Here is a 26,312-nt window from a genome sequence, read left to right on the forward strand (position 1 = left end):
GCCGCCGACTCAGCGGCCCCTACCCGTGAGGCCGGGAGGCCGGCCCGGGTAGCTACCGCGCCTGAGTCGTCGCCAGTAGTGCGAGCTGAGGTCGTTGCCGACTCAGCGCGATCCCAACCCCTTGCGACCACGAGGGCACCCTGGGCGGCTGCCGCGGCGAGTCGTTCCCGGCAGCTCGAACGAGGTCGCTGCCTACCCAGCGCGACCCCTACCCCTAGACGCCGGGACGCCCGCTCCGGGTAGCTGCCGCAGCTGGATCGTTTCCCGCCAGTTCGAGCTGAAGTCGCCGCCGACTCGGCCCGACCGCAACTCCCTGGCGCGAGGCCAACCCCCGGACGGCTGCCACGGCTGAGTCGTTCCCGGCAGCTCGAACGGAGGTCGCCGCCGACCCAGCCCCACGCCGCCTCTCGGGCCCGGCAGGCCGCCCGCGTGACGGCCGCCGTTGAGTCGTTCTCGACATCAGCTCGACAGGCGCGAGCGAGAGGTGGACCGACCACGGCCCGGGACAGCGTCAGGCCAGGTCCAAGGCTCGGCGCCCCGGGCGGCGGACCGACGGTCAGGACGGGGCGTCGAGGACCCGTTCCATGGCGGCTCGGGCGCGGCGGCCGGTGCGCAGGTACTCGTCGAGGAACTCGCCCGGGTCGTCGCCGCCGAGCAGCCGCACCACGCCGGCCAGTTCCACGCCGTGCCGGGGCAGTTGGTCACCGGCCCGGCCGCGCACCAGCATCAGCGCGTTGCGGACCTGGGCGGCCAGCGTCCAGCCGGCCGCCATCTCCGCGGCGTCCTCCGGGTCGACCAGCCCGGCGTCCCGGGCCGCGGTGAGCGCGGCGAGGGTGCCCGTGCCGCGCAGCTCAGGCAGCCGGCCGGCGTGCCGGAGCTGGAGCAGCTGCACCGCCCACTCCACGTCGGCGAGCCCGCCCCGCCCCAGCTTCGTGTGGGTGGCCGGGTCGGCGCCGCGGGGCAGCCGCTCGGTCTCCACGCGCGCCTTGATCCGGCGGATCTCCACCACCTGCTCGCGGGTCAGGCCGTCGGCCGGATGGCGCACCGGCTCGATCATCGCCTCGAACTCGGCGCCCAGGTCGGCGTCGCCGCAGACGAACCGGGCCCGCAGCAGCGCCTGCGCCTCCCACACCTTCGACCAGCGGGCGTAGTACTGCGCGTACGCGGCGAGGCTGCGCACCAGCGGGCCCTGCCGGCCCTCGGGGCGCAGATCGGCGTCGACCCCGAGCGGCGGGTCGGGTGCGGGCGCGGAGAGCAGCCGACGCAGTTCCTCGGCGACGGCGTGGGCGGCGGCCGCCGCGGCCCGCTCGTCCCCGTCCGGCGGCGGGTCGTAGACGAAGAGCACGTCGGCGTCGGAGAGGTAGTTGGACTCGCGCCCGCCGAGCCGGCCCATGCCGATCACCGCGAAGCGCAGGCCGGGCGGCCCGGGCTGGGCGGCCCGGGCGGTCCGCAGCGCGGCGGCCAGGGTCGCGTCGGCGACGTCGGAGAGGGCGGCCCCGACCGCCGTGACGTCCGCGAGGGTGGGCACCCGCCCGCCGCCGTCCGGCGATCGCGGGGTGAGCGGGGCGAGCGCGCCGGCCCGGCTGAGCACGTCGGCGCAGGCGAGCCGCACCAGTTCGCGGCGGCGCAGCGCCCGGACGGCGCGGGTCGCCTCGACCGGGTCGTCGTGCCGGGCCGCGGCGGCCGTGAAGCCCTCGCCGAGCACCTCGCGCGGGCGCGGCGTGAGCTCGGTGTCCTCGGCCAGCAGCCGCAGCGCCTCCGGCTCGCGGGCCAGCAGGTCGGCCGCGTACCGGGAGGAGGAGAGGACCCGGGCCAGCCGGCGGGCCACCGGGCCGGAGTCGCGCAGGAGCCGCAGGTACCAGGGGGTGCTGCCGAGCTTGTCGGAGACCTGCCGGTAGTTGAGCAACCCCCGGTCCGGCTCGGGTGCGTCGGCGAACTCGCTGAGCAGCACCGGCAGCAGGGTGCGCTGGATGGCCGCCGTGCGGCTGACCCCGCCGGTGAGCGCCTGGAGGTGCCGCAGCGCCCCGGCGGGGTCGGCGAAGCCGAGGATCTCCAGCCGGTGCCGGGCCGCCTCCGGGGTGAGCCGCAGCCCCTCGGCCGGCACCCGGGCGACCGATTCCAGCAGGGGGCGGTAGAGCAGTTTGGCGTGCAGCCGGCGTACCTCGGTGGCGTGGGTGACCCACTCGGCGCGGAACTCCTCGACGGCGCTGCGGCCGGGGGTGGCCGCGTAGCCGAGCGCGGCGGCCAGCCAGCGCAGCGCGGCCGGCTCGGTCGGCACGGTGTGGGTGCGGCGCAGGCCCTGGAGCTGGAGGCGGTGCTCGACGCCGCGCAGGAAGCGGTAGCCGCGCAGCAGCGCCTCGCCGTCGGCGCGGCCCACGTAGCCGCCGGCGACCAGGGCGCGCAGCGCGGGGATGGTGCCCGCCGCGCGCAGCGACTCGTCGCCCCGGCCGTGCACGAGCTGGAGCAGCTGGACGGCGAACTCGATGTCGCGCAGCCCGCCCGGGCCTCGCTTGATCTCGCGTTCCAGCTCCTTGGGCGGGACGTGGTCGATGATCTTCCGGCGCATGGCGCGGACGTCCTCGACCGCCTCGGGCCGTTCGGCGGCGGTCCAGACCAGCGGGGCGAGCGCGTCGATCCACTCGCGGGCCAGCGGCAGGTCACCGGCGGCCGGCCGGGCCTTGAGCAGGGCCTGGAACTCCCAGGTACGAGCCCAGCGGCGGTAGTAGGCCAGGTGGCTGGCGAGGGTGCGGACCAGCGGCCCCCGGTTGCCCTCGGGGCGCAGCGCCGCGTCGACCGGCCACGCGACCAGCCCGCAGACGTGGATCAGCCGGGTGGCCACCTGGGTGGCGGCCGCCAGGTCGTCGTCGGTGGCGGCGACGAAGATGACGTCCACGTCGGAGACGTAGTTGAGCTCGTCGCCCCCGCACTTGCCCATGGCCACCACGGCCAGGCGGGGCCGGGGCGTGCCCTCGGGCAGCTCGCCGACGGCGATGTCGTAGGCGGCCGCCAGGGTGGCGTCGGCGAGCCCGGAGAGCGCCGCCATGGTCTGCTCCAGACCGCGCCCGCCGGTCAGGTCGGCCGCCGCGATCCGCAGCAGCGCCAGCCGGTACGCCTGCCGCAGCACCGGGATGGGGCCGGTGGCGGCGGTCAGCCGGGCGGCCGCGGCCAGGTCGAGCCGGCCGTCGGCGCTGGGCGCGAGCCCGTCCGGCTCGGTGGCCAGCACGCCCCACTGGTCCGGGTTGGCCACGAGGTGGTCACCGAGCGCCGAGGAGGCGCCCAGGACCGCGACCAGGCGGCGGCGCAGCCCCGGATCGGCGGCGAGCGCGTCGAGCAGGGCCGGCTTCTCCCCGGTACGCCGTTCCGCCTCGACGACGCGGTGCAGCTGGCGCAGCGCCAGGTCGGGGTCGGCGGCCCGGGACAGCGCGGCGAGGAGGTCCCCGGCCGCGTCGTCGGCGGGTTCCTGCTCCTCGACGCGCCACAAGCCGAGCCCGTCCGGGCCCAGCAGGTCGGCGGCGCGGGGCCCGCCGTCGCCCTCGGCGAAGCCGTAGCGGGCGAGGCGCCCCCGGGCCGGTCGGGTCATCTCAGTGCCCGAGCAGCGGCAGGGTGGGGCGGGTGGTGACGTCCTCCAGCTCGCCCAGCGCGAGGGCGGCGAACCGGATGGCGAACGGCTGCCAGACCTCCTCGACGTCGGCCATCGCCCGGTCGCAGGCGGCCACCACGAGATCCGGGTCGTAGCCCAGCTCGGCCAGCAGGTCGGAGTCGCGGGCCCAGTCGGCGATCATCGCGGTGTCGCACTCGATGTGGAACTGGAGCCCCCAGGCCCGGTCGCCGAGCCGGAACGCCTGGTGCGGGTAGCGGGTCGAGGCGGCCAGCAGGGTGGCCCCGTGCGGCAGCTCGGTGATCTCGTCGCTGTGCCACTGGAGCACGTCCGGCATGAGCGGCACGTACCGGAAGAGCGGGTCGGTCTCGGCGGCGTCCCGCTTGCCGACCACCCCGGGCCCGACCTCGGGCCCGGACGGGCTGCGCTCGACCTGCCCGGCGTGGGCGGTGGCCAGCAGCTGGCCGCCGAGGCAGACCCCGAGGGTGGGGATCCGCTGCCGGACCGCCTTGCGCAGCAGCCCTTCGAGGGCCGGGAACCAGGGCGCGCCGGGGGTTCCGTCGGCCTGCGGGTAGGCCTGCTGCTCGCCGCCGAGCACCACGAGCGCCACGTACCCGTCGAGGTCGGCGGGAAGCTCGTCGCCGGCGTGCGGGCGCAGGACCCACAGGTCCAGGCCCCCCTCGGTGAGCCACTCCCCCAGGCGGCGGAGGTCGTCGGTCGGGTCGTTCTCGATCACCAGCGCGGTCGCCACGACGTCGAGGCTATCCGGTACGCCCGGCGACGGCCGTTCCGGCTCCGCCGCACTAGGCTCCCGTCGTGCCCACCGACGACTGCCTGCGCCCACCGGCCCTGCGCCCCGGCGACCGGGTGATGCTGGTCTCGCCCTCCGGCCCGACCCGCCCGGAGCGGGTGGCCCGCGGCATCGAGCTGCTCACCGGCTGGGGGCTGCGCCCCGTGCCCGCGCCGAACGCGTACGCCCGCCAGGGCTATCTGGCCGGCGGCGACGAGCTGCGGGCCGCCGACCTGAACACCGCGTTCGCCGACCCGGAGATCCGCGGGGTGATCTGCACCCGGGGCGGCTACGGCGCGCAGCGGGTGGTGGACCTCATCGACATGGCGGCGGTCCGCCGGGACCCGAAGGTGGTGGCCGGCTTCTCCGACATCACCGCCCTCCAGTTCGCGCTCTGGCGGGGCGCCCGGCTGGCCGGTGTGCACGGCCCCGGCGCGGCGTGGCGGGACGAGCGCACCCCGCCCCGCTCGGCGGAGTCGCTGCACGCCGCGCTGATGACCACCGAGCCGGTGACCGTCGAGGCGGTGAAGGAGGAGGAGACATACCCGGTGCGGGTGCCCGGCCGGGCGGAGGGGCGGCTGCTCGGCGGCAACCTGTGCCTCATCACGGCGTCGATCGGCACCCCGGACATGCCCGACCTGACCGGTGCGGTGCTGCTGGTCGAGGAGGTGCAGGAGCCGCCGTACAAGGTCGACCGGATGCTCACCCACCTACGCCGCTGCGGCGCCCTGGACGAGATCGCCGGGGTGGCCGTGGGCCAGTTCACCGAGTGCGCCGACGGCTGGGACACCACGATCACCGACGTGCTCACGGAGCGCCTCGGCGACCTGGGCGTGCCCGTCCTCGGCGGCCTCCCGATCGGCCACGGCCCCGACCAGCTGACCGTCCCGGTGGGCACCCCCGCTGTCCTGGACGCCACCACCGGCACCCTGACAGTGACTCCCGCCGTCCGCTGACCGATTGCCAGCGCGCTGACAGGTTCGCCACGGGTTGCGCCCAGCTCCGCCGGTCACTGTCGGTGACGTCATCGCACCACCACCGAACAGGAGAATCGCATGATCCGCAGGATGTCGAGGAAGCACCTGCTGGCCGGCCTGGCCACTGCCGGCGTGCTCGGCGTCGGGATCGCCGCCCCGACGGTGGCGCTCGCCGACGACAAGAGCCCGAGCCCGAGCGCCAGCACGAGCACCGACCAGGGCACCGACCGGCAGCAGCAGCGAGCCGACCGGCAGGCCGAGTTCGCCGAGTCACTCGCCAAGGAACTGGGCGTGTCGACCGACAAGGTCACCGCGGCCCTGGAGAAGCTGCGCGAGCAGCGCCAGGCCGACCGGCCCGAGCGGCCGTCGACCGCGGACCGGCAGGCCGCGCTGAAGGACCGGCTGGACCAGGCCGTCAAGGACGGCAAGCTCACCCAGGAGCAGGCCGACGCGGTGCTGAAGGCCGCCGAGGCCGGGGTCTTCCCGGGTCCGGGTGGTCACGGCCACCGCGGCGGGGACGGCCGCTGGGGCGGGTGACCCGGGTGGCCCCGCCGACCCCGCACCGGCCGCACCTCCCTCCCGGCCGGCACCGGCGGGGCCACCCACCGCACCCGTACGCTCAGCCAGCCGCGGGTGGTGTGAACACGCCGATGCGGTTGCCCGACGGGTCGAGCAGGTGGGCCCAGATCAGCCCGCTCGGCGCGCTGCGCAGCGGCACCAGCACCTTGCCCCCGGCCGCCTCGGCCCGCCGGCACGCCTCCGCCACGTCGGTGACCTCCGCGTAGAAGATCGCGTAGTTCGGCGCGGTGCCGTCGGTGGCCCGGATCGCGCCGGCGACGCCGCGCTCCCCGCCGGCCGGCGTCTGCCGGTACGACGCCCCCGGGCCGCCCTGCTCCTCGAAGGCCCAGCCGAACAGGTCGGCGTAGAAGCGTTCCACCTCCTCGGGCCGGTCGGAGCCGATCTCGAACCAGGTCACGGGCGTGCTCGACATGCTTCCTCCTGAGGTCCGCGCCAGCCGGTCGGCCGGCGTCGTCGGGAGTCAGCCTCGGCGACCGGCGCGACAGCGTCCTGTCGGTGTTTCCCGGGAAGCCGGAAATCAGACCAGGCTCAGTGGACGCACCCGCCCGGCGGGGATGTCCAGGTCGTCGGGGCGCAGCTCCCGGGTCACCGGCTCGGCCAGCGACCGCACCGCGACGATCCGGTCGGTGCGGAAGCAGCGCACCCCGTCGCGCAGCCGGCACCAGGCCACCAGGTACCAGTGCGTCCGGTTGCCCAGGTAGGCCAGCGGCTCCACGTCGCGGGCCGAGGCCGCGCCGGCGCGGTCCGCGTACCGCAGGCGGAGCACACGGCGTGCGGCGACCGCGTCGGCGACGGCGGCCGGGACGGGCGTGGCCGGCCCGCCGCCCATCAGGTGCACCCGGCCGGCGAGGCGGTGCGCCTCGGCGGCGTCGGCCGGTGGCATCACGGCGACCAGCTTGCGCAGCGCCGCGGCGGCGGCCGGGGCGAACGGCGTGCCGTCCAGCCGGTGCAGCGCCACGGCCATGGCCACCGCCTCGCCCGGGGTCAGGTTGACCGGGGGCAGGGTGCGGGCACGGTCGACCACGTAGCCACCGGTGCGGCCCGGTTCGGCCCAGATCGGCACGCCGGCGCCCTGCAGCGCCGTGATGTCCCGCTCGATGGTGCGGGTGCTGACCTCGAAGCGCCCGGCCAGCCACCGGGCGCTGCGCGGCCGCGGCGACACCGCCCGCAGCTCCTCCACCAGGGCGTAGAGACGGTCGGTGCGGTTCACGCCCGGAGGCTATGCCCCGGGTGCGACAGCCCCGGCCCGTGAGCTAGAGCGACAGGTAGCGCTGCCGCTCGTAGGGGGTGACCTCGCGGCGGTACTGCTCCCACTCGGCGCGCTTGTTGCGCAGGAAGAAGTCGAAGACGTGCTCGCCGAGCACCTCGGCGACCAGCTCGGAGCCGGCCATCACGTCGATCGCCTCGGCCAGGTTCTCCGGCAGCGCCTCGTAGCCCATGGCGCGGCGCTCGGCGCTGCTGAGCGACCAGACGTCGTCCTCGGCGCCCGGCGGCAGCTCGTAGCCCTCCTCGATGCCCTTGAGGCCGGCGCCCAGCATGACCGCGAAGGCCAGGTAGGGATTGGTCGCCGAGTCCAGCGAGCGGACCTCGACCCGGGCCGAGTTCGGCTTGCCGTAGGCGGGGACCCGGACCAGCGCGGACCGGTTCAGGTGACCCCAGCAGACGTACGCCGGGCTCTCGGTGATCCGGTCCGGCAGGTGCTGCGGGAAGAGGCGCTTGTAGGAGTTGACCCACTGGTTCGTGACGGCGGTGTACTCGCGGGCGTGGGTGAGCAGCCCGGCGATGAACGACTTGGCCACCTTGGAGAGCTTCATGGGGTCGCCGGCGTCGTGGAACGCGTTGCGCTCCCCCTCGAACAGCGACAGGTGGGTGTGCATGCCGTTGCCCGGCTGGTCGGTGAAGGGCTTCGGCATGAAGCTGGCCTGCACGCCGGTGGAGAGCGCGACCTCCTTCACCACGTGCCGGAAGGTCATGATGTTGTCGGCGGTGGTGAGCGCGTCGGCGTAGCGCAGGTCGATCTCCTGCTGGCCGGGGGCCACCTCGTGGTGGCTGAACTCCACCGAGATGCCGATCCGCTCCAGGGCCAGCACGGCCTGCCGGCGGAAGTCGCGGGCCACCGCGTGGGTGGTGTGCTCGAAGTAGCCGCCGGTGTCCACCGGGACCGGCACCGAGCCGTCCTGCGGACCGTTCTCCAGCAGGAAGAACTCGATCTCCGGGTGGGTGTAGAAGGTGAAGCCCTTCTCGGCCGCCCGGGAGAGCGCCCGACGCAGCACGTGCCGCGGGTCGGCCCAGGAGGGGGTGCCGTCGGGGAGCAGGATGTCGCAGAACATCCGGGCGCTCTCGCCGCTGACCCCGCCCTCGAAGGGGAAGACCTGGAAGGTGGTCGGGTCGGGCATGGCGACCATGTCCGACTCGAAGACCCGCGCGAAGCCCTCGATGGCCGAGCCGTCGAAGCCGATGCCCTCCTCGAAGGCCGCCTCCAGCTCCGCGGGCGCCACCGACACGCTCTTGAGCGTGCCGAGCACGTCGGTGAACCACAGCCGGACGAACCGGATGTCCCGCTCTTCCAGCGTACGGAGGACGAACTCCTGCTGACGGTCCACTTCCACCCCTCGTGACACGAACGTCCGGGCCGGTCGCGCCGGCCGGGCCTGACCGCCCAGTGTCCACCGGGCGCGTTACGCCGACGTTACGCCTCCGGCGTCTCGTGCGTCCGGTCGGATTCGGGCCCTTCCGCTGAGGCAAGATGAGGGCATGCCCACCCTGCGTCTCGCCCTGTGCCAGGTCGACCCGACGGTCGGCGACATCGCCGGCAACGCCGGCCTGGTCCGCGCCTGGTCCCGCAGGGCCGCCGACGCCGGCGCCCAGCTCGCCCTCTTCCCGGAGCTGATGCTGACCGGCTACCCGGTCGAGGACCTGGTGTTCCGCCGGTCGTTCGTGGCCGCCTCGCGGGAGGCGCTGCACCGGCTGGCCGCCGACCTGGCCGCCGACGGCCTCGGTGAGCTGCCGGTCCTGGTCGGCTACCTCGACGCGGACGGCCCGCCGCAGGTCAGCGCCGACGCCGAGCCGGGCAAGGGAGCCCGCAACGCGGCCGCGCTGCTGCACGGCGGGGCGGTGGTCGCCACCTACTTCAAGCACCACCTGCCCAACTACGGCGTGTTCGACGAGGACCGCTACTTCGTCTCGGGCGACGCGCTGACCGTGGTCCGGATCGGCGGGGTGGACGTCGCGCTGACCATCTGCGAGGACCTCTGGCAGGCCGGCGGCCCGTTCGCGGTGGCCCGGCAGGCGGGCGTCGGGCTGGTGCTCAACATCAACGGCTCGCCCTACGAGCTGAACAAGGACGACATCCGGCTGCCGCTGGTCCGCCGCCGGGCGGCCGAGGCGGGCGCCGCCATCGCGTACGTGAACATGGTCGGCGGCCAGGACGAGCTGGTCTACGACGGCGACTCGATGATCGTCGACGCGAACGGCACGCTGCTGGCCCGGGCGCCCCAGTTCGTCGAGCACCTGCTCGTGCACGACGTGGAGCTGCCGCCGGCCAGGGAGCCGGTCGGCGGCGAGGAGGTCGCCGACGACATGCGGATCGTCCGGGCCAAGGTCAGCGACATCCGCCTGCCGGCCCCGGGCGACGGGGTCGCGGTCGGCGGCATCATCGAGCCGGTCGCCGACGAGGCGGAGGTCTGGCAGGCGCTGGTGCTGGGCCTGCGCGACTACGTCGACAAGAACCGGTTCCCCTCGGTGGTGCTCGGCCTCTCCGGCGGCATCGACTCGGCGGTGGTGGCGGCGCTGGCCGTCGACGCGCTCGGCGCGAAGCGGGTGGTCGGGGTGTCGCTGCCGAGCCAGCACTCGTCCGAGCACTCCCGGGCCGACGCCGAGGAGCTGGCCAAGCGCACCGGCCTCGACTTCCGGATCGAGCCGATCCAGCCCATGGTGGACACGTTCCTGGCCAACATGTCGCTCTCCGGCGTGACCGTGGAGAACCTCCAGGCCCGGGTGCGCGGCGTGATCCTCATGGCGCTGTCGAACCAGGAGGGCCACCTGGTCCTCACCACCGGCAACAAGAGCGAGCTGGCGGTCGGCTACTCCACCCTGTACGGCGACTCGGTGGGCGGCTACAACCCGGTGAAGGACGTCTGGAAGACGCTGATCTGGCGGCTGGCCAAGTGGCGCAACGCCGACGCCGAGCGGCGTGGCGAGACGCCGCCGATCCCGGAGAGTTCGATCGGCAAGCCCCCGTCGGCCGAGCTGAGCCCCGGCCAGCTCGACAGCGACAGCCTCCCGGAGTACGACGTGCTCGACCCGATCCTGATCGGCTACGTCGACGGCGACCTGGGGCGGGAGGGCCTGGTGGCGTCCGGCCACGACCCGGCGATCGTCGACCGGGTGCTGCGGATGGTGGATACCGCCGAGTACAAGCGCCGGCAGTCCGCCCCCGGCACCAAGATCTCCATGAAGGCGTTCGGCCGGGACCGGCGGCTGCCGATCACCAACCGCTGGCGCGAGGACGGCTGACCCGCGCCCCCGCCGCCGGGAGTGAAATCCTCCACTCCGCCCTGCCCCCGGCCGGTGCCCCGGTGCGACGATCGCGGCGGAACCCGGGGACCGCGAACGCGGCCTCGAGGAAGGAGAGAGTCATGGTGGAGTCCACCCCGACCGAGGTGACCGCCCTCTACGGCGGGCCGGCCACCCGGCGGGTCCGCACCCGCGACCTGATCGCCGCCAAGGAGCGCGGCGAGCGCTGGGCGATGCTCACCTCGTACGACCAGTACACCGCCTCGATCTTCGACCAGGCGGGGATCCCGGTGCTGCTGGTCGGCGACTCGGCGGCGAACAACGTCTTCGGCTACGAGACCACGCTGCCGGTGACCGCCGAGGAACTGCTCCCCCTGGTCCGCGCGGTGGTACGGGCGACCCGGCAGGCGCTGATCGTCGGTGACCTGCCCTTCGGGTCCTACGAGGAGGGGCCGACGCAGGCGCTGCGGACCGCCGTGCGGTTCATGAAGGAGGGCGGCTGCCACGCGGTGAAGCTGGAGGGCGGCCGGCGCTGCGCCGCCCAGATCGAGGCGATCGTCGGGGCGGGCATCCCGGTGATGGCCCACATCGGCTTCACCCCGCAGAGCGAGCACACCCTGGGCGGCTACCGGGTGCAGGGCCGGGGCGACACGGCCGAGGAGGTGATCGCCGACGCCCGCGCGGTGGCCGAGGCGGGCGCGTTCGCGGTGGTGCTGGAGATGGTGCCCGGCGAGGTGGCCAAGCGGATCACCGCCGAGCTGCACATCCCCACGGTGGGCATCGGCGCCGGCCCGGACACCGACGCGCAGGTGCTGGTCTGGCAGGACATGGCCGGGCTGCGGACCGGCAAGGCGCCGCGCTTCGTGAAGCGCTACGCCGACCTGGCCGGCGCGCTGACCGACGCCACCCGCCGCTACGCCGAGGAGGTGCGCGGCGGCCAGTTCCCGGCCGCCGAGCACACCTTCTGACCGGACACCGGGCGGCGCGGCTCGCGGGCCGCGCCGCCCGGCCGGGTCAGACCACGCAGAACTCGTTGCCCTCCGGGTCGGCCAGCTGCGCCGAGTAGTAGCCGTTCTCGGGGTCGTCCATCGCGCCGAGCACCCGCGCGCCCAGGGCGGTCAGCCGGGCCACCTCGGCGTCGACCCGGAGCCGCCGCTCGGCCACCGGCACCCCACGTCCGCCGCCGACCTTCAGGTCGATGTGCAGCCGGTTCTTGATCGTCTTGGCCTCGGGGACGGGCTGGAACCAGATGCGCGGGCCCGCGCCGGCCGGGTCCTCCAGGCGGTCGGCGCAGTCGCCCTCGCCGAGCTCCTCGGCCGGGACGCCGACCGACAGGTACCAGTCCCGCCAGGTCGGCTGCCCGTCCGGCGGCGGCTGCGGCCGGTAGCGCAGCGCCTCGGCCCAGAACGCGACGAGCCGCGACGGCTCCCGACAGTCGATCACCAGTTGCCATTCCATGCGGCGATCGTGCCGCACGGGTACGACGTCACAGGTCGGTGACGCGGATGCCGGCGTGCGCCTTGTAGCGCTTGTTGATCGCGATGAGGTTGGCGGTGAACGCCTCGATCTGGTGGGCGTTGCGCAACCGGCCGGCGTAGATGCCCCGCATTCCGGGGATCCGGGCGGCGAGCGCGGCGACCACGCCGACGAGGTCCCGGTCCTCGGTGCAGATGAGCACGTCCAGGTCGATCCGGTCGACCTCCGGGTCGGCGAGCAGGGGCGCGCTGACGTGGTTGAAGGCGGCGCAGACCCGGGAGTCGGGCAGCAGCCCGGCGGCCTGCTGCACGGCACTCCCCTCGGGAACCGTCAGCGCGTACGGGCCCTGCTTGTCGAAGCCGAGCGGGTTGACGCAGTCGACGACGATCTTGCCGGCGAGCGGGCCGGCCAGCGCCCCGACGACGGCCGCGTGCCCGTCCCACGGCACCGCGATGATCACCACGTCGCTGCGGCGGGCGACCTCGTCGTTGTCCGCTCCGGAGACGGTGGCGCCGGCCGGCACGCCGGGCAGGGCGGCGATCTCGGCGGCGGCCTGGGCGGCCCGGTCGGCGGCACGGGAGCCGATCAGCACGGTCTGCCCGGCCCGCGCGAACCGGTAGGCGAGACCCCGCCCCTGGTCGCCGGTGCCACCGATGATGCCGACGGTCAGACCGGAGACGTCGGGCAGGGTGGTCGCGTCGTAAGCCATACGGGTCATCCTCGCAAAGGTCCCCGCACGGCGGCGCGGCCGGGCGCTGTGACAATCCCCGCGCCCGGCGCGCCTCACGCCTTCTCGAAGGCGACCTTGCGCTGCACCGGGTCGGCGGTGGTCAGGCGTACCCGGACGCGCTCACCGAGCGGCAGGTCGCCCGTGCAGCGGGCGCGCACCGGCGGATCGTCCAGGGCGACGGTGCCGCCGGGCGGGCGCCCGGGCCGGCCGTTGCCCGCGGGCCGCGGCTCGTCGACGTCCAGGACCGCCGCCTCGAAGGTCTCCCCCACCCGGTGCGCCAGCAGCACCGCCTCGGCCAGTTCCACCGCGCCCCGGGTGGCCGCGGAGGCGGTCCGGTCGGTGGTGGCCATCACCTCGGGCAGCTTCGGCAGCGCGGCGCGGACGTGCTCGGGCACCTCCCGGCCCTCGTGCAGGGCCAGGCAGACCTCGGTGGCGTACCGGTCGGCGAGCCGGCGCAGCGGCGCCGTCACGTGGGCGTACGCGGCGGCCACCCCGCCGTGCTCCGGCTGCTCGGGCAGCTCACCGTCGAACGCCGTGTACGCGGCGCCGCGCATCAGCTCGGCGGCCTGGTCGACGAAGGCCGCGGCCCGGGGTTGCGAGGCGTCCAGCCCGGCGAGCACCGCGCCGACCGTGGCGCCGGCCGGCCAGTGCACGCCCAGCGGCCCGGCGGCCAGCCGCAGCCGCTCGACCGCCTCCGGCCGGGGCGGCGGCATGGTGCGCAGCAGGCCGATCCGGCCCGCGAGCATGAGGTCGGCGGCGGCCATCCCGGTCAGCAGGGAGATCTGGGCGTTGTGCTCCTCCATGGGGCCGGGGCCGCGCAGCACCAGCCGCCAGCCGTCGCCGTCCGGCTCGACGTCCTGCTCGGGCAACGGCAGGTTGATCGCCCCCCGGTGCAGCCCGCGGGCGGTGAGCAGGGCGCCGATCTCGGGCAGCAGGGCAATGGGCTCCGGCAGGCGGCCGGCGTCGGCGTCGCGCTGCACACCGGAGTAGTCGAGCTTGGCCCGGCTGCGCACCCGGGCCCGTTCCAGCGTCACGGCCACGGTGGCGCCGTCGGCGTCGAGGTCGATGGTCCACAGCACCGCCGCCCGGTCGGCGTCGGGCAGCAGGCTCGCCGCCCCCTCGCTGAGCGTGTGCGGGTGCAGCGGCACGTTGCCGTCGGGCAGGTAGACGGTCTGCCCCCGGCGCCACGTCTCCACCTCGAGCGCCCCGCCGGGGCGGACGTGGGTGAACACGTCGGCGATCGCGTACCGGATGCGGAAACCACCACCGGGACGGCGGGCGAGGTGCATGGCCTGGTCGAGGTCGCGTGAGGTCGCCGGGTCGACGGTGACGAACGGGACGTCGGTCCGGTCGGCGGCGGCCGGCAGCGGCGCGGCGGCGGCCGCGTCGGCCTCGCGCTGCGCCGCGGCCGGGAATTCTTCGGGAAGTCCCAGCTCGCGGCGCAGCGCGCCGAAATCGATGCGGGGCGCCAGTACGCGTCGGATCACCACGGGGTCAATCCTGACAGTGCCCCGCGTGATCCGCTGACCGGCGCGCGCCGGTCAGCGGTGGCGCCCTGCCGTCAGGCGGAGGCCCGGCGGGCCGGCGCCTTGCGGGCGGTGGTCTTCTTGGCGGCCGTGGTCTTCTTGGCCGGCGCCTTCTTGGCGGTGGTGGTCTTCTTCGCGGTGGCCTTCTTGGCGGGGGCCTTCTTCGCGGCCGTCTTGCGCGCGGTGGGGCGCGTCGAGGCGGTGGTCTTCTTGGCGGGCGCCTTCTTGGCGGGCGCCTTCCTGGCGGCGGTGGTCTTCTTCGCGGCCGTGGTCTTCTTGGCCGGGGCCTTCTTGGCGACCGTGGTCCGCGTCGCCGCGGTCGTCGTCTTCCGCGCCGCGGTGGTCTTCTTCGCCGCCGTCGTCTTCTTCGCGGTGGTCTTCTTGGCCGGCGCCTTCTTGGCGGTGGTCTTCGTGGCGGGCGCCTTCTTCGCGGCGGCCTTCTTGGCCGGCGCCTTCTTGGCGGTGGCCTTCGTGGCGGGCGCCTTCTTCGCGGGCGCCTTCCGTGCCGCCGACACAACCTTCCGGGCGGTCGCCTTCTTCGCGGCGGCCTTCTTCGCCGGCACCCGGCCGGCGCCGGCGCCCGAGGCGTTCGGGGACGCCTTGGTGACCGTCGTCCTGCCCGCGGTGGTCCTCTTTGCGGTCGTCCGTTTCGCGGCCGGGCGGGTGGCCTGCTGTGCTTCGGCCATCTCGGTTCCCTTTCCTGGGGACGTGCTCTCGCCCTCGCGGAGCACGGATCACCTCGACGCGGGCCGTCCCGCGCCGTCTACCTGTCCTCCCCGGCCCAACGGGCGTCCTCGGCGTCCCACGCTTCGTTGCGCTCCCGCACCTGCTGCAGGGCGTTCTCCGCGTCGGCGGCTGAGGCGTACGGTCCGAGAACGTGCTTCGCGGGGCACACGTCGGCATCGGTCTCGACCCGGTGGTGTCGGGTGCACCAGTAGTAGTGCCCGCCACCACGTCCGTCGTCGCTCATGCGATCACTGTGCACCGCGAACCGCCCGGCCGCCACCGGAACGCCGTAAATAGTCGCCGATGTCATCCACAGTAGACCTGGTCAGGGCGGTTTCGGGCCGGATCGGCGAAAGAGGGGGCAGCCGGCCGGCGGGTCGAGGGCGCACAATCCCGGAGTGCGGTTCGGGGGAGGACGGCTGGCGCGCCGGCGGCAGGGGCTGGTGGCCGGCGCGGCGCTCGCGGGCCTCGTGGCGGTCGGCCTGACCCTGGCGGTCCCGCTGCTGCGCGACCGGTCCCAGCACCGGCTGGAACGCCGGGCCGACCGGGAGGTGGCGGCCACCGCGCAACGCGCCCGGGCCGTCCTGCTGGCCGAGCCCTCGGCGCGGGAGGCCGACCTGCGGCTCGCCGCCGACACGGTGGACGGCGTCGAGGTCCTCACGGCGGCCGCGGGCGCCGCCGAGGTCCGGCTGGTCTTCCGGGTACGCGTGGCGAAGACCGCCGCGTCGGTGTTCGGCTGGCAGCGGGCCGATGCCACCGCGTGTTTCGCCCAGGTGGTGCGGCGGGGAGCCACGCCCGCCCCGCTGCAACGGCTGCCCTGCCCCCGCTGACCGGCGCCTCCCCCGAGCGGCCGCGTCACGCGCCGGCCGGCCGGCGTCAGGCGGGTGCCGGCACGGATTCCGGCGCGGCTTCGGCGGCCGGTGCCGGCCGGGCCGCCGCGACGGCGTAGGCCACCGCGTACGGGGTGCAGGCCAGGTAGAAGACGGGCTCGACGAGCACCCGGTCGGTGATGAGGAACCGTTCCCAGGCGGTCGGCCGGGGCAGGCCGAGCGACGAGTCGGTCCAGCAGGTCAGCAGCCACAGCGGGGCGGAGACGCGGTCCACCGCGTCCGGGGGCGACCCGTCGGCGACCGGTCCCACCGGTGCTCCCGGGATGGCGGAGACCACCGCCAGGACGACCGCGGCGTCGGCGGCGACCAGCGCGCCGAGCAGCCCGACGGCCCAGGCCAGCCGGGTCCGCCCGCGGCGGGCCAGGATCCCCGCGCCCCAGAGGGCCGGCACCAGCAGGGCGAGCCAGAGCAGCAGCCCGGGAACGGTGCCGGGCACGCCGCGATCGTCGCGGCCGGCGAGGGCGGTGAGCACCACCGCCACGGTCAGCCCGATCGGCAGCACGACGCCGAGCGCGGTGGCCAGCGGGCCGGTGCGTACGGTCCGCCGGGCGGCCCGGGTGACGAGGAGGGCGAGCCCCGCGCCCGCCCCGGCCGTGAGGCCGGACCAGAGCGGCAGCTGTGCCGCGGTCGCCCACTCCACGCGCAGTTCGAGCGCCCCGAACGCCAGGCGCATCACCACGACGGCGAGCACCACGACCGCGACGCACGCCGGCGGGGTGAGCAGCAGTACCCGTGCGGTGCGCCGCAGCCGCCGGTGGAGCACGGTCCGGTCGACCACCGGCGCACCCGCGCGGCCGACGGCGAGGCTGGCGGCGAAGCGCAGCATCCGCCGCCGCTCCCCGCCCTCGGCCAGGACGTGCAGCTCGGCGTCCCACTCGCGGACCAGCTCGGCGCGCAGCTCCGCCGGCCAGCGCCGCGCCGCCGTGCGCAGCAGGAGACCGGCCAGTCGCCGCGTCACCACGCCGGGGCTCCCGTCGGCTCGGCCCCGCCCCGGGACGCCCCGCTCTCCGGGGCGAGAGCGCGCAGCTCGGCCAGCGCCAGCCGGGCGTCCCGCACCCCCTCGCCGGCGAGCCGGTAGTAGCGGCGCGCGGGCCGTCCCGCGGCCGCCGGGTCGATCGCCTCCCAGTCGGCGGCGAGCCAGCCGGCCGCCCGGAGCCGGTGCAGGACGGGATAGAGGGTGCCGCTGGGCAGGCCGGTGAGCTTCATGAGGTCGAGCCCGTAGCGCGGGGCCTCGGGGTCGGCGAGGAGCGCGGCGAGCACCTTCGCCACCGGGATCGTCATCCGCATGAGGAGGACTGTATCGGAACACTACATAGGGGTGTGTCCCCCGACCTGCTGCAGGAAGGCGGCAAGGTTGGCGGTGGTCCGGTCGACCTTCTCGGCCAGCGTGATGGACTCGTCGAGGCGCCGTCCCGCGCTCTTCCGGCCCCGCAGGTAGAGCGAGCAGGCGAGGTCGGCGCAGAGGTAGCTGCCGACCGAATTGCCCGCCCGCCCGTCCGGGCCGGCCTTGCGGGCGGTCATCAGCGAGACGCCGTCACCGGTATGCGTGGTCAGGCAGAGCGAGCACATGCTGCGCCGGGTCCGCCCGGCCTGCGACGCCACCCGCAGGGCCACCCCGACCAGCCCGGTGCCGGTCTCGGCGACCAGGTACGCCCGGTCGGCGCCGGCGGGGTCACGCCAGCCGAGGAAGTCGAGGTCGGCCCACGGCCGCTCGGCCAGATCCCGGGGCAGGGCCAGGCGCTTCGCCTCACCCTTGGTGCAATTGACGAAGGAGGCCCGGATGGCGGGCTCGGTAAGGGGTGTCATAGGCGCTAGTCTAGACCCTCTAGGTAAACGGCTAGAGCATCTAGATGTGGGGTGGGGCACATGGCCCGTACGGGGTTGACGGTCGAACGCCTGGCCCTGGCGGCCGCGGAGATGGCCGACGAGGTCGGCTTCGAGAACGTGACCGTCTCGGCGCTGGCCCGCCGGTTCGGGGTGAAGGACGCCAGCCTGTACTTCCACCTCAAGAGCGCCCACGACCTGCGCGTCCAGGTGGCGATGCTGGCTCTTCAGGAGATGGCCGACGGGGCCGCCGACGCGCTCGCGGGGCGGGCGGGCAAGGACGCGCTGGTGGCCTTCGCCAACGCGTACCGCGACTACGCCCTCCGGCATCCCGGCCGGTACGCGGCGGCGCAGCTGCAACTCGACCGGGAGACGGCCGAGGCGAGCGCGGCCCGGCGGCACGCGGAGATGACCCGGGCGATCCTGCGCGGCTACAAGCTCGCCGAGCCCGACCAGACCGACGCCGTACGCCTGCTGCACGGCACCTTCCACGGCTACGTGTCGCTGGAACGGGCGGGCGGCTTCCGCCACACCCCGCGTACGACGGACGCCAGCTGGTCCCGTGCCCTGGACGCCCTCGACGCCCTGCTGCGGAACTGGCCGCCGCGGGAGGAGAGCTAACGGGGCAGCCGGCGGACGGCCAGCAGGGCGATGTCGTCCGTCGGGTGCTCGGTGTCCAGGGTGGACATGACGGTGTTGGCCACCGCGTCGACGGGCGCCAGCGGGATTGCCGCGGTCAGCCGGGCCACGCCGGCGTCGAACAGCTCCCCCCGCCGCTCGACGAGCCCGTCGGTGTAGGCGACCAGGACCGAGCCGGGCGGGAAGTCGATCGTCGTGGTGTGCCGTGCCGGGCTGCCCCGGCCGGTGCCGAGCGGGGGGTCGATGTGCGCGTCGAGCAGACTGTTCGGGTGGCCGGGCAGGGCCAGCACCGGGCGCGGATGACCGGCCACGGAGACGCGCACGGTCTCCCGGTCGGGGGAGATCATCGCGTACAGCGCGGTCGTCAGGCTGCCGGCCTCGAAGTGGACCACCTTCCGGTCGAGCAGGGTGAGCGCCTCCGCCGGGTCGTCGGAGACCAGCGCGTAGGCCCGCAGGGCGCTGCGGACCCGGCCCATCACCACGGCGGACTGGAGCCCGTGCCCGGAGACGTCGCCGACGACCACGCCCAGCCAGCCGGACGGCAGGGTGAAGACGTCGTACCAGTCGCCGCCGACGCCGGAGGCGTGGCCCGGGACGTACCGGCCGGCCAGTTCGAGGTCGGGCAGCTCAGGCAGTTCGGCGGGGATCAGGCTCCGTTGCAGGGCCAGCGCGGCGGCCTGGTCCAGGGTGCTCGCGCGGGCGCGGGCGGCCAGGCTGACCCGGTCGGCGACCAGTTCGAGGAGGCGGACGTCCTCGAGGGTGAACTGCCGGGGCGACAGGGTGCCCACGTGCAGGACGCCGACGAGCGAACCGTGGGCCATGATCGGCACACCCAGAAGGGACTGCACCCCGGTCTCGATCAGCAGCGGGTTGACCACGTTGTCGGAGGTGACGGTCTGGAGGATCACCGGCTGCCGGGTGAGCGCGACCTGGCCGGCGAACCCGCGGCCGACAGAGACGCGGAAGCCCTGCCGGACCTCCTCCTCTAGCCCGCGGGCGGCGGTCGCCACCAGCTGCTGGGCGCGGACGTCGAGCAGGAGGATCGCGGCCGTGTCGACCCCCAGGAGGTCACGGACCCGGTCGAGCAGTTCGTCGAAGAGGTCGGCGACATCGAGTCGGGACAGCGTGGCGTCGGTCACCGCCTCGACACGGCGCAACCACTGGTCGTCCCGCAGGACCTCCGCCCGAACCACCCCACGATCCTAGTTGCGCACCGACAAGTTCTGCTCATGGCGACCCGTGAGACGGCCGTCCCAGCCGCTGGTCGGAACCGGATGTCCGGCGCGGTAAACGACGGACGGGTCGAGCTATGCGAGAAAATTCTAGTCCCGGACCTGGGAGAGCACCCGCCCGACGGCTCAGCCTTCGCCTCCGGAAGCGACGCCCAGGCATCCCACCGGACACCGGACCAGCGCGCCGGATACGGTCACAGCGACATCTCCTGGACATCGCGCTGGGGCGGCGGTCGCTAGCCGGCGCGGGGGGCGTACATGATGACGGCGACCCCGACGAGACAGATGGCCGCGCCGACGATGTCATAGCGGTCGGGACGGAACTTGTCGACCACCATGCCCCAGGCCAGGGAGCCGGCGACGAAGACGCCGCCATAGGCCGCGAGGATCCGGCCGAAGTTCGGGTCGGGCTGGAAGGTGGCGACGAAGCCGTAGAACCCGAGCGCGATGACTCCGGCCGCGATCCAGAGCAGCCCCCGGTGTTCCCGCCAGCCCTGCCAGACCAGCCACGCCCCGCCGATCTCGGCGAGCGCGGCGAGCAGGAACAGCAGGATCGACCGGGCAACCGTCATACGTCGGACCGTAGCCTGGCCACCCGGCGCTCCCTCCGATCGCCCGGCCCACGGGAGCCGGCGCGGTCGTTCCGCTCGGCGAGCTCGGCGAACGGCAGGGGGCCGGTGCCGGCCGGCGTCGAGCAGGTCGGCCACTTCGTCGAGGGTGAACCCGAGGCGCTGCGCGGTCTTGATGACCCGCAGCAGGGTCACCGTGTCCGACGGGTAGAGCCGGTGCCCGCCCGGCGAGCGGCGCGGGGAGGCGAGCAGTCCCCGGCGCTCGTAGTAGCGGAGGGTCTGCACGTTGACCCCCGGTGCTACGCCTCGCGCCACGCTCGCACGAGGGCCGCCACCGTGTCGTACCGCCGGGCCGGGTTCTCCCGGGTCGCACGGTCGACCACGGCCCGGTGAGCGGCCGCGCCGCGCCAGGAGTGCGGAGAGTCGAGCAGGTGGTGCACCGTGCGGCCCAGGACGTGAACGCTGGTTCGTTCGTCGATGACCGAGCCGCGGATCGATTCCTCCGGCGCCATGTAGCGGCGGGACCCGGGGAGCCGGTCGGAGCCGAGGACGAAGGGTCCCGGCCGGTACTCGTCGAGGTCGATCAGGCGCATGCGACGGGCGGCGAAGTCGTAGAGGAAGCAACCGTCGTACAGGTCGACGGTGACGTATCCGGCGGCGGCCACCGCCAGATGTGCGTCGAGGATCGCATCGAGCGCGGCATGCACCTCGGCGACGGGCAGGCGCTGGAACCTCGCCAGCCCGGAGCGGTCGGAGCCGTGGGTCGTCGCGTGGTTGAGCAGCGTCCCGTCGCACCAGGGATACACGAGCGCCGGCCCGTCCGTGCCGTCGAAGGCGAGTTCGGGACCGACGATCGTCTCGTGGCGTACGGCGGCGTGCAGTCCGCGCGCACGGGCCAGCGAAGCCTGGGCGCGGGGTGTCACCGCCTCCTTGACGAACCACCGGCGGCCCTCGGCCTCGACGCCGTAGGAGACGCAGCCGGAATCCTGATCGTCGAAGACAGCGAACGCGGCCTCGCGATCGATCCGGAGCATGGAGCGAACGTAACCGGTGCGCGTCACTCGGCGGGTGCCGGCTCGGTGGGCCGCGCCGTGAAGAAGCGGACGATGTCGTCCGCCGCGGTCGGCGACAGCATCATGGCCTGGACCCGCGCGGACATCTCGGCGATCCGGTGGGTCCGGGCGAACATCGCCTCCTCGTACGCCCGGATCGCCGAATCCGGGTCGGCGGGGTCGGCGGCGAGTGCGCCGGCGAGTTCGGCGGCGTCGAGCATGGCCTGGTTGGCCCCCTCGCCGACCGGCGGCATGAGGTGCGCGGCGTCACCGATGAGGGTGAGTCCCGGACGGTGCGCCCAGCGCGTACCGATGGGCATCGCTTCGATCCGGCGCGGCGTCGGCGCGCTGTCGCCGGCCTCGATGAGTGCGGTGAGGCGCGGGTCCCAGCCGTCGAACAGGTCCAGCAGGTCCCGCTTGGTCCGGTACGTGTCGACGTCCCGATCCTCCGCCCGCACCGAGAACCCGACTCGTATGCTGCCGTCGCCGAGGCGTTGGGCAGCCAGGATCAGGTTCGCGCCGATGCACCACAGGTTTCCCGGGCCGACCAGCTCGGCGATGTCCGGGTGGCGCCGGTCGGCGTCGCTGATGCTCAGTTCCACCAGGGTGGCCACGTAGGACAGTCTCGCGTCGGTCAGCAGCGAACGGACGACGGAGCGTGCGCCGTCGGCGCCGACGAGAAGGTCGCACTCGGCGCGGTGGCCACCGTGGAACGTCAGCACGAAGCCCCCGTCGGGTCGCGGGGTCGCCGCGACGAGCCGGTGCCCCCACGCCACCGCGTCGCCCGGGAGGGAATCGAGCAGGAGATCGCGCAGTGCCCGGCGGTCGATCTCGGGGCGTCCGGAGAACGAGCCGGGATCCGGCGTGTGGTGCACGAGGGTGCGTCCGGCCGGGTCGAGGATGCGATGCTCCTCGCCCTCGGGCCGCGCCTGCGACCGGAACCGGCCGGCGAGACCCGCCTCGGCCAGGGCGCGTTGCCCGGACTCCGGGTGCAGGTCGAGCGATCCGCCCTGCGACCGCGCGGATCGGTTCGCCTCGCGCTCGTAGACCACCGCGTCGATGCCGTGCCGGTGCAGGATTCTGGCCAACGTCAGGCCACCGAGGCCGCCGCCGGCGATCGCGAGTCGCATCTTCCGCTCCCTTACCGTACGCTGTATCGCGTGGATACGTCGTACGGTAGCGAAGGGTTGCCCGTTTGGGAACGGCCGGAGCCTCAGCCGCGGGCGGCGCCGGTGCCGCTGAGCCGCGCCAAGATCGCCGCTGCGGCGATCCGCCTGGCCGACGCGCACGGCCTCGACGGCCTGTCAGTTCGCAAGATCGCCAAGGAACTCGGCGTCGGTCCCATGCGGCTCTACGACTACGTGACCAACAGGTCCGAACTGCTCGATCTGATGGTCGACGCCGTCTACGCCGAGATCGCCGAGGCCGGCCAGCACTCCGGATGGCGCGCCACGCTACTGGCCGTCGTGCACCGGACCCGGGACGCCGCCCTGGCGCACGAGTGGTTCGCCGACCTGCTCGGCGCAAGACCGCACCTGGGACCCCACGCGCTCGCCGTGGGCGAGACGACCGCGGCGGCGCTCAGCCAGGCCCCCGGCGTACGCACCATCGAGGAACTCCAGCGAGCCCTGGGCGCCCTCAACGCCTTCCTCGTCGGCGCGCTCCGCAGGGAGGTCACCGAGCGGCGCACCGCCCGTTCCACCGGCACCGACGAGGCCGCCTGGCAGGCCAGCCTCGGCCCCTACCTCACCCGAATGCTCGAAACGGGGCGCTATCCCACGGTCGCGCGGCTCGTCGTCGACGGCGCCCACCTCGACGCCGAGGAAACCTTTCACCGCAACCTGACCACCATCCTGGACGGCATCACCGGCCATCCCCACCGATGACCTGACTCCATTGCCGGAGCCTTAGGGTGCGGGACATGCCTGAGGAGGAGGAAGTCGTTCTTCGCCTTGACCGGCCGACAGCCGCGTCGCTCGCGGACCTCATCTACAACGTCGGCGAGCACCAGGCCGCCGGCATGCCCATCGCCGAACTGTCGACAGACGACAGCGCACGGCTCGGGCGGGTGCTCCGGGACCTCTGGCGAGCCCTGGGCGTCCCGCTTCCGTACGGCGGCGGTCCCGACGAGGAACCTCGTCGCCGGATCTGATGCCGTTCAATGGGTTCGTCCTCGCCCAAGGCGTGGTGGCTCCGGATGACCACGCCCCGCAACTCGGAGAGGGTGGCAGCCCGTTCAAGCCGGGCCGAGTCCGGGGGGCTCCGCGGCTGCGGGGCCCCCAAGCCATTTCGCCTTCGGCCCGGCGGCCCTCAGCGGTCGATCCCTACTGCGGGCATCAACCGTCACGGCCTTGCATGAACGCGTTCGCGCGCCGGCGCCGTGGACGCCCTACGCGGAGACCACGCGCATGAGCGAGGGATCGAGCGGCCGGCGAACTCGCTGGTCGCCGCGACCCCTCGGGCGTTTGCCGATCAACGCTGACAGGCCACACCTTTGCCCCTCGACGAGCCTGGACGCTGGTTAGGCCCGATCCGGGGTCGGCGCGGGGTGGTCCGTCTGTTGTAGCTTCCGCCCCATGAAGTGGACCCGCCGGATCGCCCTGGCCGGGATCGTCTGGTGCGCAGGGCTGTTAGCGGCCTCGATGGTGCCGGAAGGACTTCCGCTGCCCACGCCCGTCATCCTGGCGTCGGCACTGCTACTGGCTCTGCCGGCCTTCGTCGTCACCGTCTTCGCCGTCCGGAGGCTCATGATCCGGGAGAACGGCAACGGCAGGGCGGCGGGTGGTGGCCAGGCGATGTGGCGTCTGTTGCGCGAGACGATGCCAGGCTGGCTGCTCATCTCAAGCTGGCTGCTGTTCGCCGGGTTCTGGCTGGTCGCGGTTCTCTCCCTCGGTGGCACACCGGGTGTGCCGGAGCAGCGTGCCGGAGCGTACGTCGCCAACAACCACGGGCAGGTGACGGTCATCAGCAAGGCCCAGTATCTGACCTTGAAGGCGCAGGATCAGCGGAGCGCCGTCTCGGTGGCGGGGTGCTTCTGCGTGTTCGCCGCGGTCATCTCGACGGCCCTGCTTCGCCGGGAGGAGCGGCGCGAGGCGGCCCGTCCGTAGGTCGCCGCGAGCAATCGACATCCGGACCTGGAGACATGCCGAGCCTTGTTCGCGGCTCCCTTGATGCCACGTCCCTGGAGACTCCGCGGCTGCTGTTGCGCCGCTGGCGGAGCGATGACCTGGACGGGTTCGCGGCGATCAACGCGCAGACGACTACCACCTGGTCGTGTTCTACCACCGGCCCGAACCACCGATTGCCGGCTTGCCCGCCGTTGGCGAGTTCGGGTCAGGAGAGACTGCCAGCGGTCACCTGCGTGATCTGACCGCCGCCGAAGCGCTCGCCATCGACCTTGCCGGCAGCTATGAGCAGGTGTACCTGCACGAGCACCTTGAGCGGACGCTCGCCGAAAATCCTCGTTCCGCACAGCGGCTAGCCCAGGGGAGGCGACAGCAACGATCCGGGACGAGGCCAACCGCCGGCGGTAGGGCGCGGACAGTCGCCCGAGGTCACAGATGGGGATGGACCCTGCCGGACGGCGCGCCCAGAACTTACAAGCGAGGGGTCGGCGCACTCGTCGTGAGGAGACCTTCCAGCCGTCGCTTCCCGGACGGAGTGTGAAGAGGCCGGGGTGGTGGCTCAGCCGGGAGGGCCTGCCAGGATGCGGTGCCGCGCGTCGTCGACTCCACCGCGCCACCAGCCCATGGCTTCGATCCACCAGGTCAGTCCGGCGGCGACGTACGGCGCGATGACCTCGGGGGCGTTGTCCGGCGACGTCCAACCCTCAAGCCCGACCTCGAACCCATCCAGCGATCCCCGCTCTGAAGCGACGAACTGTACGGCGTCGGCGAAGTCCTCGACCGGCACGGGAACAGTCCTGCCCGCGTCGGCAAACGTCGCTACCACCCCGTCCCAACGGGCAGCGCGGCGGAAACCGGGTCGGTTGGGCCACCGGCCGGCGCACCAGACGGGTATGCGCGGTTGTTGTACTGGTGTCGGCAGCATGCGTACCCGCTCGCCGGATGGCATGGGCACGTCTTGCCCTGACCACAGGTCCGTGAGCTGAGTCAAGGACTCGTCGAGCCGTCTGCCGCGGCCTCGCAGGTCGGGATTTTCGCCGAAGGCGGCGTACTCGATGTCCATCGAGCCGATGCCCGCGCCGAAGACGAGCCGGCCGCCGGAGAGGGTGTCCAGGGTGACGGTCTCCCGAGCCACGGTCTGCACCCGACGTCTGGGTAGAGCGGTCATCAGCACGCCGAGCCGGATACGCGACGTCCGGGCCGCGATCGCGGAGGCGACGACGACCGAGTTCATCAGGGGCCAGTCCGCTTGGTGGTACAGCACGTGATCCCACAGAAAGACGCCGTCCCAGCCCTGCTCCTCAGCTGCGACGGCCAGATCGACGAGTATCCGGGCGTCCGCGAAAGGTCCGACATTCGGCAGACCCACAGCGTAGCGAGGCACCTCGCTAATCCTAGTTAGCTATCGATCTCACCGACAGCCCGGCATGACTCCACAGCGCCGACCAATGACGACCGACGACAGCCAGCAACACCCGCAGAAACAGCAGGCCAGCCACCGAGTGAGGGTGGGCTGGCCTGGTGGGCGACGGACGAGTCGACCTGTACGCCGGATTCTGTGACCGGCACCGCCCCGGAGGGCGGGCCGGCGGCGGCCATCCATCTCGGCCTACCGTCGCCGGCAGGCTCCAGCGGCCTACCCGCAGACATCGGGCGGGCCGCCCTCAAGCGTCTGCGCGGGCCGTCATCTTGCGGTGACGACCCTTTCTTGGCCTTGCTCCGGGTGGGGTTTACCGAGCCATCCCGGTCACCCGGGATGCTGGTGGGCTCTTACCCCACCGTTTCACCCTTACCGTCCCGTTTCGGGGCCGGCGGTTTGTTTTCTGTGGCACTGTCCCGCGGGTCACCCCGGGTTGCCGTTAGCAACCACCCTGCCCTGTGGAGTCCGGACGTTCCTCGGCGGCGGGCCGTGGCCCGCCGACGCGACCGCCCGGTCGACTCGTCCGTCGCGCCCTCATCCTAACGACGGGACCGGTCCGCACATTTCCCAGCCCGGGCGCTCCGCTGATCGTGAGCGGCCCCGGCCGCCGGTCCAAGCGGCGGCCGGAGCCGGCAGCGGGCCCG

27 protein-coding genes, 1 other RNA gene and 1 pseudogene are annotated in these 26,312 nt (G+C 73.9%); 9 read left to right on the forward strand and 20 right to left on the reverse strand.

The features are described from left to right. Window positions 1-556: 556 nt before the first annotated feature. Window positions 557-3,580, reverse strand: a complete 3,024-nt coding sequence (locus GCE86_RS17460; protein WP_154227955.1) for a bifunctional [glutamine synthetase] adenylyltransferase/[glutamine synthetase]-adenylyl-L-tyrosine phosphorylase — start codon at window positions 3,578-3,580, stop codon at window positions 557-559. Window position 3,581: 1 nt separating this feature from the next. Then, window positions 3,582-4,349: a type 1 glutamine amidotransferase gene (locus GCE86_RS17465; RefSeq protein WP_154227956.1), complete on the reverse strand. Its 768-nt coding sequence runs from the start codon at window positions 4,347-4,349 to the stop codon at window positions 3,582-3,584. A 65-nt stretch (window positions 4,350-4,414) separates the two neighbouring features. On the opposite strand from GCE86_RS17465, the gene GCE86_RS17470 reads away from it, so the two are divergent. Continuing rightward, window positions 4,415-5,344 (forward strand): S66 peptidase family protein, encoded by a 930-nt coding sequence (locus GCE86_RS17470; protein ID WP_154227957.1) that lies wholly within the window; start codon window positions 4,415-4,417, stop codon window positions 5,342-5,344. Window positions 5,345-5,443: 99 nt separating this feature from the next. Continuing rightward, the gene (locus GCE86_RS17475) at window positions 5,444-5,902 is read left to right on the forward strand and encodes a hypothetical protein (protein WP_154227958.1); all 459 of its coding nucleotides are present in this window, start codon (window positions 5,444-5,446) and stop codon (window positions 5,900-5,902) included. Between the two features lie 82 nt (window positions 5,903-5,984). Here GCE86_RS17475 and GCE86_RS17480 read toward each other — a convergent pair whose 3' ends face one another. From GCE86_RS17480 to glnA, 3 genes are all read right to left on the reverse strand, one after another. After that, the gene (locus tag GCE86_RS17480; RefSeq protein ID WP_154227959.1) at window positions 5,985-6,356 is read right to left on the reverse strand and encodes a VOC family protein; all 372 of its coding nucleotides are present in this window, start codon (window positions 6,354-6,356) and stop codon (window positions 5,985-5,987) included. Window positions 6,357-6,461: 105 nt separating this feature from the next. Continuing rightward, window positions 6,462-7,154 carry a helix-turn-helix transcriptional regulator gene (locus GCE86_RS17485; RefSeq protein WP_154227960.1) on the reverse strand — a complete coding sequence of 231 codons (693 nt, stop codon included), beginning with the start codon at window positions 7,152-7,154 and terminating at the stop codon, window positions 6,462-6,464. A gap of 43 nt (window positions 7,155-7,197) precedes the next feature. Then, on the reverse strand, window positions 7,198-8,547 hold the full coding sequence (gene glnA, locus GCE86_RS17490; RefSeq protein ID WP_154227961.1) for a type I glutamate--ammonia ligase: 1,350 nt from the start codon (window positions 8,545-8,547) through the stop codon (window positions 7,198-7,200). A 151-nt stretch (window positions 8,548-8,698) separates the two neighbouring features. Here glnA and GCE86_RS17495 point away from each other — a divergent pair, with 151 nt between their 5' ends. Continuing rightward, entirely contained in the window at window positions 8,699-10,459 is a 1,761-nt protein-coding gene (locus tag GCE86_RS17495) for an NAD+ synthase (protein ID WP_154227962.1), read from the forward strand. Window positions 10,460-10,581: 122 nt separating this feature from the next. Then, entirely contained in the window at window positions 10,582-11,427 is an 846-nt protein-coding gene (gene panB, locus GCE86_RS17500; protein WP_154227963.1) for a 3-methyl-2-oxobutanoate hydroxymethyltransferase, read from the forward strand. 46 nt (window positions 11,428-11,473) lie between these two features. On the opposite strand, the gene GCE86_RS17505 is transcribed toward panB, so the two are convergent. The 5 genes from GCE86_RS17505 to GCE86_RS17525 form a co-directional block, all read right to left on the reverse strand. Continuing rightward, window positions 11,474-11,917 carry a VOC family protein gene (locus tag GCE86_RS17505; RefSeq protein WP_154227964.1) on the reverse strand — a complete coding sequence of 148 codons (444 nt, stop codon included), beginning with the start codon at window positions 11,915-11,917 and terminating at the stop codon, window positions 11,474-11,476. 28 nt (window positions 11,918-11,945) lie between these two features. Continuing rightward, on the reverse strand, window positions 11,946-12,644 hold the full coding sequence (gene npdG / locus GCE86_RS17510; RefSeq protein ID WP_154227965.1) for an NADPH-dependent F420 reductase: 699 nt from the start codon (window positions 12,642-12,644) through the stop codon (window positions 11,946-11,948). Between the two features lie 74 nt (window positions 12,645-12,718). Then, window positions 12,719-14,155: an RNB domain-containing ribonuclease gene (locus GCE86_RS17515; protein WP_154227966.1), complete on the reverse strand. Its 1,437-nt coding sequence runs from the start codon at window positions 14,153-14,155 to the stop codon at window positions 12,719-12,721. A gap of 71 nt (window positions 14,156-14,226) precedes the next feature. Continuing rightward, window positions 14,227-14,877 (reverse strand): histone, encoded by a 651-nt coding sequence (locus GCE86_RS17520; protein ID WP_154227967.1) that lies wholly within the window; start codon window positions 14,875-14,877, stop codon window positions 14,227-14,229. A 77-nt stretch (window positions 14,878-14,954) separates the two neighbouring features. Then, the gene (locus tag GCE86_RS17525; protein WP_091269261.1) at window positions 14,955-15,161 is read right to left on the reverse strand and encodes a hypothetical protein; all 207 of its coding nucleotides are present in this window, start codon (window positions 15,159-15,161) and stop codon (window positions 14,955-14,957) included. A gap of 154 nt (window positions 15,162-15,315) precedes the next feature. Between GCE86_RS17525 and GCE86_RS17530 the strand changes: the two genes are divergently transcribed. Continuing rightward, window positions 15,316-15,747 carry a hypothetical protein gene (locus tag GCE86_RS17530; RefSeq protein WP_154227969.1) on the forward strand — a complete coding sequence of 144 codons (432 nt, stop codon included), beginning with the start codon at window positions 15,316-15,318 and terminating at the stop codon, window positions 15,745-15,747. Window positions 15,748-15,793: 46 nt separating this feature from the next. On the opposite strand, the gene GCE86_RS17535 is transcribed toward GCE86_RS17530, so the two are convergent. The 3 genes from GCE86_RS17535 to GCE86_RS17545 are packed head-to-tail and all read right to left on the reverse strand — an operon-like array spanning window position 15,794 to window position 17,613. After that, window positions 15,794-16,768 (reverse strand): hypothetical protein, encoded by a 975-nt coding sequence (locus tag GCE86_RS17535; protein ID WP_244317006.1) that lies wholly within the window; start codon window positions 16,766-16,768, stop codon window positions 15,794-15,796. Then, window positions 16,762-17,094: a PadR family transcriptional regulator gene (locus GCE86_RS17540; RefSeq protein WP_154227970.1), complete on the reverse strand. Its 333-nt coding sequence runs from the start codon at window positions 17,092-17,094 to the stop codon at window positions 16,762-16,764. The genes GCE86_RS17535 and GCE86_RS17540 overlap by 7 nt, the downstream gene beginning before the upstream one ends. A gap of 21 nt (window positions 17,095-17,115) precedes the next feature. Continuing rightward, window positions 17,116-17,613, reverse strand: a complete 498-nt coding sequence (locus tag GCE86_RS17545) for an FBP domain-containing protein (RefSeq protein ID WP_154227971.1) — start codon at window positions 17,611-17,613, stop codon at window positions 17,116-17,118. 60 nt (window positions 17,614-17,673) lie between these two features. Between GCE86_RS17545 and GCE86_RS17550 the strand changes: the two genes are divergently transcribed. After that, the gene (locus GCE86_RS17550; protein ID WP_154227972.1) at window positions 17,674-18,252 is read left to right on the forward strand and encodes a TetR/AcrR family transcriptional regulator; all 579 of its coding nucleotides are present in this window, start codon (window positions 17,674-17,676) and stop codon (window positions 18,250-18,252) included. Here the strand turns inward: GCE86_RS17550 and GCE86_RS17555 are convergent. From GCE86_RS17555 to GCE86_RS17575, 5 genes and pseudogenes are all read right to left on the reverse strand, one after another. Continuing rightward, window positions 18,249-19,463: a PP2C family protein-serine/threonine phosphatase gene (locus GCE86_RS17555; RefSeq protein ID WP_154227973.1), complete on the reverse strand. Its 1,215-nt coding sequence runs from the start codon at window positions 19,461-19,463 to the stop codon at window positions 18,249-18,251. The two genes, GCE86_RS17550 and GCE86_RS17555, sit on opposite strands and share 4 nt — an antisense overlap. Before the next feature lie 275 nt (window positions 19,464-19,738). Further along, window positions 19,739-20,074 (reverse strand): YnfA family protein, encoded by a 336-nt coding sequence (locus tag GCE86_RS31860; RefSeq protein WP_154230554.1) that lies wholly within the window; start codon window positions 20,072-20,074, stop codon window positions 19,739-19,741. 132 nt (window positions 20,075-20,206) lie between these two features. After that, window positions 20,207-20,386, reverse strand: a pseudogene (locus GCE86_RS31865) (MerR family transcriptional regulator); the annotation flags it as partial. Further along, a complete protein-coding gene (locus tag GCE86_RS17570) occupies window positions 20,371-21,105 on the reverse strand; it encodes a protein kinase family protein (protein WP_154227974.1) in 735 nt (244 codons plus the stop codon). The pseudogene GCE86_RS31865 and the gene GCE86_RS17570, both read right to left, overlap by 16 nt. A 23-nt stretch (window positions 21,106-21,128) precedes the next feature. Next, the gene (locus GCE86_RS17575) at window positions 21,129-22,253 is read right to left on the reverse strand and encodes an FAD-dependent oxidoreductase (RefSeq protein WP_154227975.1); all 1,125 of its coding nucleotides are present in this window, start codon (window positions 22,251-22,253) and stop codon (window positions 21,129-21,131) included. Between the two features lie 102 nt (window positions 22,254-22,355). Here GCE86_RS17575 and GCE86_RS17580 point away from each other — a divergent pair, with 102 nt between their 5' ends. The 3 genes from GCE86_RS17580 (at window position 22,356) to GCE86_RS17590 (ending at window position 24,230) form a co-directional block, all read left to right on the forward strand. Continuing rightward, window positions 22,356-23,009, forward strand: a complete 654-nt coding sequence (locus tag GCE86_RS17580) for a TetR/AcrR family transcriptional regulator (RefSeq protein WP_244317007.1) — start codon at window positions 22,356-22,358, stop codon at window positions 23,007-23,009. Between the two features lie 35 nt (window positions 23,010-23,044). Continuing rightward, entirely contained in the window at window positions 23,045-23,275 is a 231-nt protein-coding gene (locus GCE86_RS17585) for a hypothetical protein (protein WP_204342533.1), read from the forward strand. Between the two features lie 424 nt (window positions 23,276-23,699). Then, window positions 23,700-24,230, forward strand: a complete 531-nt coding sequence (locus GCE86_RS17590) for a hypothetical protein (protein WP_154227977.1) — start codon at window positions 23,700-23,702, stop codon at window positions 24,228-24,230. Window positions 24,231-24,807: 577 nt separating this feature from the next. Here GCE86_RS17590 and GCE86_RS17595 read toward each other — a convergent pair. Together GCE86_RS17595 and rnpB are read right to left on the reverse strand one after the other, a co-directional pair. Further along, window positions 24,808-25,632 (reverse strand): LLM class flavin-dependent oxidoreductase, encoded by an 825-nt coding sequence (locus GCE86_RS17595; protein WP_154227978.1) that lies wholly within the window; start codon window positions 25,630-25,632, stop codon window positions 24,808-24,810. Window positions 25,633-25,777: 145 nt separating this feature from the next. Next, window positions 25,778-26,190, reverse strand: an RNA gene (rnpB, locus tag GCE86_RS17600) — RNase P RNA component class A. Window positions 26,191-26,312 lie beyond the last annotated feature (122 nt).

It is taken from the genome of Micromonospora terminaliae (genome assembly GCF_009671205.1).
Classification (GTDB): Bacteria; Actinomycetota; Actinomycetes; order Mycobacteriales; family Micromonosporaceae; genus Micromonospora; species Micromonospora terminaliae.